This window comes from Fundidesulfovibrio soli (assembly GCF_022808695.1).
In the GTDB taxonomy this organism is placed as follows: domain Bacteria; phylum Desulfobacterota; class Desulfovibrionia; order Desulfovibrionales; family Desulfovibrionaceae; genus Fundidesulfovibrio; species Fundidesulfovibrio soli.
In genome coordinates this window covers 811,083-821,863 of record NZ_JAKZKW010000001.1, presented here as the reverse complement: position 1 = coordinate 821,863, position 10,781 = coordinate 811,083, and the positions used below count along the sequence as shown (strand labels likewise).

9 protein-coding genes are annotated in these 10,781 nt (G+C 67.1%); 3 read left to right on the top strand and 6 right to left on the bottom strand.

Going from position 1 to position 10,781, the window contains the following annotated elements; genetic code table 11:
- The first annotated feature begins 162 nt into the window (after positions 1-162).
- The 3 genes from MLE18_RS03730 to secD all read left to right on the top strand — a co-directional run bounded on the left by MLE18_RS03730 (position 163) and on the right by secD (position 3,051).
- A complete protein-coding gene (locus MLE18_RS03730) occupies positions 163-918 on the top strand; it encodes a GltB/FmdC/FwdC-like GXGXG domain-containing protein (RefSeq protein ID WP_243367464.1) in 756 nt (251 codons plus the stop codon).
- A 36-nt stretch (positions 919-954) separates the two neighbouring features.
- Positions 955-1,371, top strand: a complete 417-nt coding sequence (yajC, locus tag MLE18_RS03725; protein ID WP_243367463.1) for a preprotein translocase subunit YajC — start codon at positions 955-957, stop codon at positions 1,369-1,371.
- A 78-nt stretch (positions 1,372-1,449) separates the two neighbouring features.
- Positions 1,450-3,051, top strand: coding sequence for a protein translocase subunit SecD (secD, locus tag MLE18_RS03720; protein ID WP_243367462.1), 1,602 nt, complete (start codon positions 1,450-1,452; stop codon positions 3,049-3,051).
- Positions 3,052-3,150: 99 nt separating this feature from the next.
- Here the strand turns inward: secD and nadB are convergent, their stop codons facing one another.
- The 6 genes from nadB to MLE18_RS03690 form a co-directional block, all read right to left on the bottom strand.
- Positions 3,151-4,731: an L-aspartate oxidase gene (gene nadB, locus MLE18_RS03715; protein ID WP_243367461.1), complete on the bottom strand. Its 1,581-nt coding sequence runs from the start codon at positions 4,729-4,731 to the stop codon at positions 3,151-3,153.
- Positions 4,732-4,893: 162 nt separating this feature from the next.
- Complete coding sequence (locus tag MLE18_RS03710; RefSeq protein ID WP_243367460.1) at positions 4,894-5,373, bottom strand: aminoacyl-tRNA deacylase; 480 nt, start codon at positions 5,371-5,373, stop codon at positions 4,894-4,896.
- A gap of 9 nt (positions 5,374-5,382) precedes the next feature.
- Entirely contained in the window at positions 5,383-6,438 is a 1,056-nt protein-coding gene (gene nadA / locus MLE18_RS03705) for a quinolinate synthase NadA (protein ID WP_243367459.1), read from the bottom strand.
- Positions 6,435-7,337 carry a carboxylating nicotinate-nucleotide diphosphorylase gene (gene nadC, locus MLE18_RS03700; RefSeq protein WP_243367458.1) on the bottom strand — a complete coding sequence of 301 codons (903 nt, stop codon included), beginning with the start codon at positions 7,335-7,337 and terminating at the stop codon, positions 6,435-6,437. The genes nadA and nadC overlap by 4 nt, the downstream gene beginning before the upstream one ends.
- A gap of 116 nt (positions 7,338-7,453) precedes the next feature.
- On the bottom strand, positions 7,454-9,427 hold the full coding sequence (locus tag MLE18_RS03695) for a tyrosine-protein phosphatase (protein ID WP_243367457.1): 1,974 nt from the start codon (positions 9,425-9,427) through the stop codon (positions 7,454-7,456).
- A gap of 149 nt (positions 9,428-9,576) precedes the next feature.
- Entirely contained in the window at positions 9,577-10,779 is a 1,203-nt protein-coding gene (locus MLE18_RS03690) for a replication-associated recombination protein A (RefSeq protein WP_243367456.1), read from the bottom strand.
- Positions 10,780-10,781: the final 2 nt, after the last annotated feature.

The following is a 10,781-nucleotide window of genomic DNA, read 5'->3' as shown; positions in this document are numbered from 1 at the left end:
GGTTTCCCCCCGGACCCCCCTTCCAAAAAACTTCAATAGGCTTCGCGTCGATCACTGCCAGCGCGGCAGGGTAATGCGAAGTAAATTATCGAGGGGGTCTGGGGGAAATCATTTCCCCCAGCCGGTCCAGGGCGGAGCCCTGGCCGCCGGAGGCCGCCTCTGATGCGAGGACGCCACATGCTGCTCGACGCCGACAACATCTACTACCGTCAACTCAACAAGCAGATCCGCGAGCTGGTCGCCCAGGGCGAGACCGAGTTCGAGATCATCAACGTGCGCGGCCAGCGCTACATCGCCGACGGCCTCATCGGCGACCTCACTTTCAAGGTGCACGGCGTGCCCGGCCAGGACATGGCCGCCTTCATGCGCGGGCCCACCATCCGCGTGGAGGGCAACGCCCAGGACGGCGTGGCCAACACCATGGATGACGGCCTGGTGGTCATCGACGGCATGGCCGGCGACGTGGTGGGCTACGCCATGCGCGGCGGCAAGGTGCTCATCAAGGGCGACGTTGGCTACCGCGTGGGCATCCACATGAAGGCCTACAAGGAAAAGTTCCCCGTGTTGGTCGTGGGCGGCAAGGCCGGCGACTTCCTGGGCGAGTACATGGCCGGCGGCGCCATCATCCTGCTGGGCATGTTCACCGGCAAGCCCGACGCGCCCATCTGCGGCCGCTCCCTGGGCACGGGCATGCACGGCGGCGTCATCTACGTGCGCGGCGGCGTCCCCGTCGAGCAGCTGGGGCCCCACCTCAAGACCGAGCCCGTGGACGAAGAGGACATGAAGCTCATCACCGCGAACCTCAAGCAGTTCTGCGATGAATTCGGGGTTGACTTAAACACCGTTTTGGCTGAACCCTTCCAACGCGTGAAACCGTTTTCCCACCGCCCGTACGGCAACCTTTACGTTGCCTGCTAAGGGGCCGGAAAGCGTAACCCATCACCGGAGGAATCAATGTTTCTGACCAGCGTGGCATACGCCATGGGCCAGCAGCCCGCAGCCGGCGCCGAGGGCCCCGGCGGAGGGCTCATGTCCTTCCTTCCGCTCGTCCTGATGTTCGTCATCTTCTACTTCCTGCTCATCCGCCCGCAGCAGAAGAAGCAGAAGGAAGCGCGCGAGATGCTCAAGAATCTCAAGCGCGGCGACAAGATCATGACCGGCGGCGGCATCTACGGCCGTATCGACTCCCTCACCGACGAACTGGTGAACGTGGAAATCGCCTCCGGCGTCGTCATCACCGTGAATCGCAACTTCGTGTCCGGCCTGGCCGACCCCGCGAAGGCCCCTGCGGACAAGGGTGAGAAGAAGAACGACAAGAAAGCCGTCAAAGCCGACGAAAAAAAGGAAGACAAGCAGGCTGAAACCAAATAAGCCTGTTCTGCCTCACTTTTCGACCATCTGCGAGGGGGAAACCGAGGGTTTCCCCTTTTCGCGCTGCAAGGAGCGTGCATGTCCAGCCTGTCCTGGCGCCTGATCGTGGTGGCCCTCGCGACCGTATTCGGATTGGCCTTCACCCTGCCGTCCATCGAATCCGTCCGCCAGTCCCCTTTGGGGTCGATTCTGCCCTCCAACCAGGTGAGCCTCGGCCTTGACCTCAAGGGCGGCATCCACCTGACCCTCGGCGTCGACGTCGACAAGGCCGTGGCCAACTCACTGGCCCAAGGCGGTCAGGACATCAAGGCCTTCGCCCAGGAGAAGGAGATCGTCATCATCCGCCAGAACCTGGTGGACAACAAGCGCCTTGAGTTCGTGCTGGCCTCGCCGGACAAGAAGGCCGCCTTCGACGAGATTCTCAAGAAGCAGTTCCCCGGCATGACGGTGGAGCGCACCGACACCGTCGACGACGGCAAGATCAAGTACACCCTGGGCTTCACGGCGGACTACCGCAAGAACCTGGTCTCCCTCACCGTGGACCAGGCCGTGAAGACCATCCGCAACCGTATCGACCAGTTCGGCGTGGCCGAGCCCGACATCCGCAAGCAGGCCGGTGACCGCATCCAGATTCAGCTGCCCGGCCTCAAGGATTCCGACCGCGCCATCGCCCTGGTGGGCAAGACCGCGCATCTTGAATTCAAGATCGTGGACGAGTCCGCCGACGTGGCCAAGGCCGAAAAGGGCCAGCTCCCCCCGGGCCGCGAGCTCATCATGGAGCGCATCACCAACCGCGACGGCAGCGCCGCCGACCGGCCCCTGGTGGTCAAGGCCGATGCCGTGCTCACCGGCGAGCACATCGCCGACGCCCGCGTGAACTTCGATCAGAACAACAACCAGCCTTACGTGAGCCTGAACTTCACGCCGCGCGGCGCCAAGATCTTCGAGCGCGTCACCGGCGAGAACCTGAAGAAGCGCATGGCCATCATCCTGGACGGCAAGGCCTACTCCGCTCCCGTCATCCAGGACCGCATCGCGGGCGGCCGCGCCACCATCACCGGCCGCTACACCGAGACCGAAGCCCGCGACCTGGCCGTGGTGCTGCGCGCAGGCGCGCTGCCCGCCCCGGTCAACGTGCTGGAGCAGCGCACGGTCGGACCCTCCCTGGGCCAGGAGTCCATCGACAACGGCGTGATGAGCATCAGCGTGGCCTGCGCGGCCATCGCCCTGTTCATGCTGGTCTACTACAGCTTCTCCGGCGTGGTGGCCAACATCGCCCTGGTGCTCAACGTGTTCCTGATCATGGCCGGCCTGTCGCTCTTCGGCGCGACGCTGACCTTGCCGGGCATCGCGGGCATCATCCTGACCATGGCCATGTCCGTGGACGCCAACATCATCATCTTCGAGCGCATCCGCGAGGAGATACGACTGGGCCTGCCGCCCAAGGCATCCATCAAGGAGGGCTTCCAGCGCGGCGCCCTGACCATCCTGGACGCCAACGCCACCACGGCCATCGCGGCCATCGTGCTCTACGAGTTCGGCACCGGCCCCATCCGCGGCTTCGCGGTGACCCTGCTGCTGGGCATCGTGGCCTCCATGTTCACGGCCATCTTCGTCAGCCGCACGCTGATGGAGCTGTGGGTGCGCGGGCACAAGGCCGAGACCAGGCTCTCGATCTAGTGTGGCGAATCGCCGGGGAAAGACCCCCGGTTGGAATCCGAATGAAAAAGGCGCGGTCCGCAGGGACCGCGCCTTTTTACGTGCGTCGGGGCAGGGCGGCTAGTTCACCCGGTAATGGCAGCCCAAACTCCTGGTGTTACGCATGGCCGACAGCGTGATGATGTACGCCGCCTGGCAGCCGTGGAACAGGTCGATGATGGGCTTTGAGAGCGGGGTCTCGCGGTAGAAGTCGTGCAGGTGGACGTTGAGGTCACGCAGGTCCTCGAAGGCGCGCTTCAGGCGCGAGGCCGTGCGGTGGATGCCCACGTAGTTCCACATGGTGGACTTGATGGTGGACCAGTCCTGGTTGATAAGCGCCGGGTCCTCGTTGCGGTCGTTGCCGGGGCTGACCCAGTCCGGGATGGAGTCGCACAGCTTGCGCGTGACCACCGGCTTGGAGCCGAAACGCGAGCCGATGTACCCGCCCGCGCTCACGCCCCAGACCACGCACTCCAGGAGCGAGGTGGAGGCCATGCGGTTGGCACCGTGCAGGCCCGTGCAGCTGCACTCGCCCACGGCGTAGAGCCTGTCCACGGTGGTGCGTCCGTGCACGTCCACCAGCACGCCGCCGCAGGAGTAATGCTCCGCCGGGACCACGGGGATGGGCTGCTTGGCGATGTCGACGCCGATCTCCGCGCACTTCTTGGCGATGCCAGGGAAGCGCCGGGCCACGTCCTTCACGTGGTTGGCCGCGTCCAGGTAGACGCAGTCCTCCCCGGACTTGAGCAGCTCGTCCATGATGGCCCGGGTCACGATGTCGCGCGGGGCCAGGTCCGCCCGGGTGTCGTACTTGGCCATGAAGGCCTCGCCCTTGGCGTTGACCAGCCTGCCGCCCTCGCCGCGCATGGCCTCGGTGATGAGGAAGCGCCGCTCCGCCCGGTGGTAGAGCGAGGTGGGGTGGAACTGGATGTACTCCATGTTCAAATAGCGCGCGCCGCAGCGGTAGGCCATGGCCACGGCCGAGCCCACGCAGGCCTTGGTGTTGGTGGAGTGCAGGTAGACCTGGCCCACGCCGCCGGTGGCCAGCACGGTGTAGTCCGCCAGGATGGTCTCAACCACGTCGGACACGGAGTTGTAGACGTAGGCCCCCAGGCACTGGTTCACCAGGTGGTACTTGTATTCCAGCTGGGTGGCGTGATGGTGCGAGGTGAGCACGTCCACGGCGGTGCGGTGGGTGAGCACCTTGATGTTGGGGTGCTTCTCCACGGCGGCCACCATGTGCTTCATGATGGAATAGCCCGTGGAGTCCGCGCAGTGCAGGATGCGCGGGATGCTGTGCCCGCCCTCCTTGGTGAGGTGGTACTGGCCGTCCTCGCGGAGCTCGAAGGGCACGCCCAGGCGGTCGATGAGCAGGTCGCGCACGATGGCGGGCCCCTTGCGGGCCAGGAAGCGCACGGCCAGCAGGTGGTTCACGTTCCAACCGCAGTTCAGGATGTCCTGCTCCAGCAGGGAAGGGCTGTCCTCGGGCGAAGTGTAGACGATGCCGCCCTGGGCCAGGGAGGAGTTGCCGTCGGTGAGCTTGTCCCCGGCGCAGAGCAGGTACACCTCGCGCCCTTGGTCGGCCAGGGTCAGGGCGGTGGCGCATCCGGCCGCGCCGGAGCCGATCACCAGCACCTGGGTCTTCATCCTGTAGTGGTACATTGCCTGCTCCTTGTCCGCCCTTGGAATGATTCGATCACGGCTGCCTGTTCAAAAAACACGCTGGCAAGGCGCGGGAAAAAGTCAAGGCCGAAGCGTATCCGGCATACGCGAGGGATTGGCTTTTTTCCGCAACGCCGCCAGCGGGGATTTTTCAACAGGCAGTCATCGTCCCGCCTGAACCTCTGTCACCGGCAGGAGCTCCCGCAGGAGTTTCGGGTCCAGCGCGGCAAGGGCTCCGCGCTTCCCGGCGTTGATGTAGATGACGTCCAGGCCGAAGATGCTCTTTTCCGCGTACACGGGCAACTTCTTGCGCGTGGCGAAGGGCGAGATGCCGCCCACCTGGTAGCCAGTGTGGCGCTGGGCGGCCTCCTGCGAGCAGGGGGTCACGGTCTTCACGCCCAGGCAGCGGGCCAGTTCCTTGAGGGAGACCTCGCGGTCGCCGTGCATGAGCACCAGGAAGGGCTGTTTCGCATCGTCCTCGAAGACGAGGGTCTTGACGACGGCGTTCTCGGGTACACCCAGCTCCTGCGCGGCGCGCTCGGTGCCGCCGTGGTCCACGTAGTCGTAGAGCCGCACCTCGAAGGGCACCCTGGCGGAGGCCAGCAGGCGCGTGGCGGGCGTGACGGGGGGCTTCGCGCTCATGGGCGGGGCCTAGGCGTGGCGCGAGGCCGGGCCAGCGCACACCTCCAGCATGCGCGTCAGCGCCATGCGGGCGGGGGGGATCAGGGCCTCGTCCACCTCCACGCAGGGGGAGGAGTCCAGGTTCTCCAGCAGACAGGCCAGGTTGGGCTCCGTGACCTTCTCCATGTTGGAGCAGGTGGAATAGAGCAGGGGGCGCACGTCCTTGACGCCCTTGTACTGGCCGGCCAGCCGGTTCACCAGGTTCCACTCCGTGCCCACGTAGATCACCGAGCCTTCGGGCGCTTCGGCCACGTACTTGATGATGAAGGAGGTGGAGCCGCAGGCGTCCGCCAGGGCCACGGTGTTGGGGTGGCACTCGGGATGTACCACAACCTTGCAGCCCGGGGATTCCGCCCGCGCCTTGCGGATGGACTCGGGCTTGAAGCGCGAGTGGATCACGCACTGGCCGGGCCAGAGCAGCAGTTGGGCCTGGCGGGCCTTCTCCAGCATGATGGCCTTGCCGTGCTCGCGGATGTCCAGGATGTGGCGCAGCTCCTTGGGCAGGCCCACCCAGTCGGCGGAGTTGAGGCCCAGGCGCACGTCCGGCAGGAAGAGCGTATGCGGCCCCTGCGCCAAGGCCCATTCGAGCATGACCTTGGCGTTGGCCGAGGTGCACACGGAGCCGCCGCGCTCGCCCACCAGGGCCTTCACCGCCGCCGAGGAGTTCACGTAGGTCAGCGGCGTCACGTGGAGCCCGCCCGCGGCCAGCACGTCCAGGACGTTGCGGGCCAGCCAGGCCGGGGCCATGTCCGACATGACGCAGCGGGAGTTCATCTCCGGGATGAAGACCTTCTGCCCGGGCTTGGCCAGGATGGCGGCCGTCTCGGCCATGAAGAACACCCCGCAAAACACGATGTATTCGGCGTCAAGGTCCGGGATGCGCCGGGAGAGCTCCAGGGAGTCGCCCGTGTAGTCCGCGTGGCGGGCCACGGCGTCGGACATGTAGTGGTGGGCCAGGATCACCAGGCGCTTGCCCAGGCGCTGCCGGGCGGCCTCGATGCTATCGGAGTCGTTGCGGGCGGTCATGGTGTCTGCTCCAATGCGGCCAGCTGCATGCTGAAGTCCGCGTAGGGCGCGGAGTGGGTGATGCGGCCCACGGAGATGAAGTCCGCGCCCAGCGCGGCCAGCTCCGGCAGGCGGTCCAGGTCCACTCCGCCGCTGATTTCGGTTTCGATGCCCCTGGGGATAAGAGCCAGGGCCTCACGCATCTGGTCCGGGGTCATGTTGTCGAGCATGATGCGCTCCGGGCGCTCGGCCACGGCCTGGAGCACCTCCTCCAGGCTGCGGCACTCCACCTCCAACGGCGGGCGGCCCTGGGGGAAGGCCCTGCGCACGGCGGCCACGGCCTGGGGGATGCCCCCGGCGCGGTCGATGTGATTGTCCTTGAGCATGAGCATTTCGGCCAGGTCGCGCCGGTGGTTCAGGCCGCCGCCCATGAGCACGGCGTACTTTTCCGGGTAGCGCAGGCCGGGGAGTGTCTTGCGGGTGTCCAGCAGGCGCGTGCGCGAACCGGCCAGAGCCGCGACGTAGCGGGCCGTGAGGTTGGCGATGCCCGAGAGATGGCAGAGAAAGTTGAGGATCACCCGCTCGGCCTTGAGCAGGCCCGCGGCAGGCGCGGTGATGACGGCGGCCACGGTCCCGGCGGGGATGCGCTGGCCGTCCCGCGTGCGGTAGTCGCGGCGGGCCTCGCCCAGGATGCCCATACGCTCGAGCACGATGTCCGCGATGGGCAGCCCGGCCACCAGGGTGTCCTCCTTGGCCACGATGCGCGCCGCGAGAAGGTCCGCTTGCGCGAACACGGCCTGGGCTGTCAGGTCCGGGCCGTCCTCCTCCAGGGCCAGGTCCACGGCCCGCAGCAGGTAGTCGCGGGCCGGGCCGGTGAAGTATGCGTCGAAGGCTGTCATGGTAAAAGGGGCGGGTAGCATGAAACGCCACGCCAGGAAAGAGCCCAGGCCGCTGATCCTTGCTTGATACCCGTTTCACAAATCCGGGCCGCGATCAGCCTCCCAGGGGAGCGGCAATGGCTGCGGCCGACGCGCCGCTAGAAGCTGTAGGCCAGGGACAGCTGTCCGCTCAGGCCCGCGCTCCTGGCCCCGTCGCCGAGGACGCCGTTGCATCTGGCCTTGAGCGTCAGGGCGTCGCGCTGGGCCGTCACCCCCAGGCCCGCCTTGAACAGGTTCCAGCTTTCGAAGGCTGAGGCCTGGCTCACGGAGTAGCCGTACAGCGTGCCGACGCTTTCGACCTGGGGATTGGCGAGCATCCGCTCGTAGCCGAGCGTGAGCGCGGGCGTTATCGTCCAGGCCCCCAGTTGCCGGGCGTCGAGGGCGATGTCCAGGTCCGCCAGGAGGCTGGCTGTCGTCTTGTTGATGCCGTGGACGTTCAGGGCCAGGTCGCTGCCGCCCTCGCTCAGGCTGCCCAGGCTGACGCCCGCGACGCGGACTCCGGCCTGCGGGGTGACGGTCAGGGGCGCCAGGCGCAAGACGTGGCCCAGCCCGGCGCGGCCGCCGTAAACCGCGCCGTTGCCGTTGCCGGTGGCCGTGCCCAGGCCGCCGCCCAGGCCGCGCCTGCTCTGGCAGCCGATCCAGCCCGCGTCCGCGCGCCCCTCCACGAAGGGGCCGGATTCGAGGCTGGAAAAACCGTAGCGCCCGCCGAGCGTCGCCAGCACCGCGTTGATGTCCGCGGTGGCGTCGGAGCTGCCCACGGACCCCCAGTTGTAGCCGATGCCGAGGCTGGCGCTGGCCTGCCCGTTGAAGCGGCGCGTGGCGCCGATCATGGAGCCCGCGTTGTACTCCGTGCTTTCGGCCGCGCCGTTGTATCCGTTGGTGCGGAAGCCGCCGCCGAAGCCCGCCAGCCAGTAGCGGGTCTGGCCCTCGGGCAGGTCGCGGGATTCCGTGAAGGGCCGGATCGCCTCGTCGATGCGCTGGGATTGGCGCATCAGGTAGGCGGCGGCGTCGGCGTGGACCTGGCCGCCCACCTGGGTCTGGACGCCGCCGAGCGAACCTTCGTCCACGGCGGACTGGAAATAGTAGTTGTAGCTGGTGTAGCGCCCGGACAGGGGAGAGTTCTGCAACTGGTTCAGGAGCGCCGCGCCCGAGGCCGCGTTTCCGGCAAGCCCGGCCTGTCCCGCCACCACCGGGTAGTAGACCATCTTGGCGCGCAGAACATAGATGTCGGCCTGGCTGAGCCCCAGCCCTTGCGTCAGGTAGCCGTACATCGACCCGTAGGAGGCGGTCACCTGGTCGAGCGCGGCCTGGAGCCAACTGGAATCGACACCGAAAAGCAGGTTGAAATTCATGCCGCGCAGTTCAGGCGCCACCGCCAGAACGGCCGCCGCCTGGGCGTTGATGGGCCCGGCCAGATAGGAGTTGGAGGCCAGATAATCCTGCATGCGGGTCGCGGGGGATACGCCCGCGATGGTCTCCAGCAGGGCCGCCGTCCAACCGGTGCGGTCCTTGCCGTCCGAGCAGTGGAAAAGGTCGGGTCCGGGATCGTGGGCCATGGTCAACAGGACCGCGCCGAACCCCGCGCGCGATGCCGGATTGGTGACGAACGTCCTGTAGCCTTCCTGGGCCGTGCGGAGCAGGGCCGCCTGGGAGTTGATCTGCGAGGTGTCGATGGGCAGCCCCGAAGTGCCGAAGACGTTGACGTTGGTGTATTGGGCCCCGGCAGGCAGCACGTCGGGCGTCTGGCCGATCTCCGTGGGGGTGCGCAGATCGATGTCGCGGACGATGCCCAGCCGGGATACGGTCGCCAGGTCCGTGTTGCTGAGGGTCAGGGCGCTGGAGCGATAAAAGGCCCCGGTGCGCATCACGCCGAAATTGCTTGTGGCGTTGACGAAGCCCGTGCCCCCGTTGCTGGCGGAGATGCCCGCGATGTCCCGGAAGTTCGGGGCCGAGGCCAGGATGGGAGTCGTGATCGGCTGCTGCGCCCGGGCCGGTGCGCAGGACAGGCAGAGAATCAGGGTGATGGTGACGTACAGAATGCTTTTCGCCCGGTGTGCCGCAAATGCAGGCATGCTCATCTCCCTTTTCCTGGTTGTTCGTTCGTCTCTGCCACCCCTCTGGCGATGGTATGGGAAATCCCTGGCGCACCTGTACGGCGGCCTTGTGCCGGATGTTCGCCGGTCCCGGGAGAAAGCTTGATGGCTGCCAGCCCGTCGGGCCGCTATTTTTTCCTGAGCCCCTTCAGTCGCGCGGCCAGCTTGGGCTCCGCGCCCTGGTCCTTCTCCTGGTAGAAGCGCACTCCGGAGAGCTCCGGGGGCATGTACTCCTGCTCCACCCAGGCCCCGGGGTAGGCGTGGGGGTACTTGTAGCCCTCCCCGAAGCCCCACTGGCGCTGCAGCTTGGCCGAGGGGTTGCGCAGGTGCAGGGGCACGGGCAGCGCGCCCCTGGCCTGCACCTCCTTGCGGGCGGCCAGGTAGGCCGCGTAGCTGGAATTGCTCTTGGGAGCCAGGGCCAGGTACACCGTGGTCTCGGCCATGGGGATGAAGCCCTCGGGCATGCCCACCATCTCCACGGCGTGCTGGCAGGCCACGGCCAAGGGCAGGGCCTGGGGGTCGGCCAGGCCCACGTCCTCCGAGGCGGAGAGGATCAGCCTGCGGGTGACGAAGCGCGGGTCCTCCCCGGATTCGAGCATGCAGGCCAGGTAGTAGAGCGCGGCGTCCACGTCGGAGCCGCGGATGGATTTGATGAAGGCCGAGGCCAGCTCGTAGTGCTGGTCCGCGTCGCGATCCCCGCGCATGACCTGCTCGGGCAGGTTCTGGCGCAGCTCGGCCGGGGCGCGCTTCTCCGGCGGCAGCTGTGCCGCGTACTCCAGCAGGTTCAGGAAGGTGCGGGCGTCCCCGCCGGACATGGCGGCCAGCATCTCCTGGCTTTCGCGGGGCAGGTCCTCCATGTGCAGGGCGGTGAGCCCGCGCTGGCCCACCTGGAGCATCTCCGAGTGGGAGAGGGAGCGCAGACGCATGACGTGCAGCCTGGAGAGCAGCTGCTTGGTCACCGAGAAGGAGGGGTTCTCCGTGGTGGTGGCCAGCAGGGTGATGTCGCCGTGTTCGAGCAGGGGCAGGAAGAAATCCTGCTGGGCCTTGGAGAAGCGGTGCAGCTCGTCGAGGATCAGGATCTCCTTACCCTCGATCTTTTGGCGCAGGGTGGCCAGCCCGGCCTCCGGGGCGCTGACGCGCACGTAGGGCACGCCCTTGGCCTTGGCCAGCAGCAGCGCCAGCGTGGACTTGCCGCAGCCCGGCGGACCGTAGAGCAGCAGGCTCGGCAGGCGGGCGGCCTTGAGCATGGTCTGGAGGCGGGTGATCACATGGCCCTGGCCCGTGAATTCCTCGAACGTCTCCGGGCGGATGGCGTGTGCGAGAGGCGGCATGG

Bases quoted from the DNA above. Each gene is read 5' to 3' on its own strand.
- MLE18_RS03730 (WP_243367464.1), top strand. From the start codon at position 163: ATGCGAGGACGCCACATGCTGCTCGACGCCGACAACATCTACTACCGT.
- yajC (WP_243367463.1), top strand. From the start codon at position 955: ATGTTTCTGACCAGCGTGGCATACGCCATGGGCCAGCAGCCCGCAGCC.
- secD (WP_243367462.1), top strand. From the start codon at position 1,450: ATGTCCAGCCTGTCCTGGCGCCTGATCGTGGTGGCCCTCGCGACCGTA.
- nadB (WP_243367461.1), bottom strand. From the start codon at position 4,731: ATGTACCACTACAGGATGAAGACCCAGGTGCTGGTGATCGGCTCCGGC.
- MLE18_RS03710 (WP_243367460.1), bottom strand. From the start codon at position 5,373: ATGAGCGCGAAGCCCCCCGTCACGCCCGCCACGCGCCTGCTGGCCTCC.
- nadA (WP_243367459.1), bottom strand. From the start codon at position 6,438: ATGACCGCCCGCAACGACTCCGATAGCATCGAGGCCGCCCGGCAGCGC.
- nadC (WP_243367458.1), bottom strand. From the start codon at position 7,337: ATGCTACCCGCCCCTTTTACCATGACAGCCTTCGACGCATACTTCACC.
- MLE18_RS03695 (WP_243367457.1), bottom strand. From the start codon at position 9,427: ATGCCTGCATTTGCGGCACACCGGGCGAAAAGCATTCTGTACGTCACC.
- MLE18_RS03690 (WP_243367456.1), bottom strand. From the start codon at position 10,779: ATGCCGCCTCTCGCACACGCCATCCGCCCGGAGACGTTCGAGGAATTC.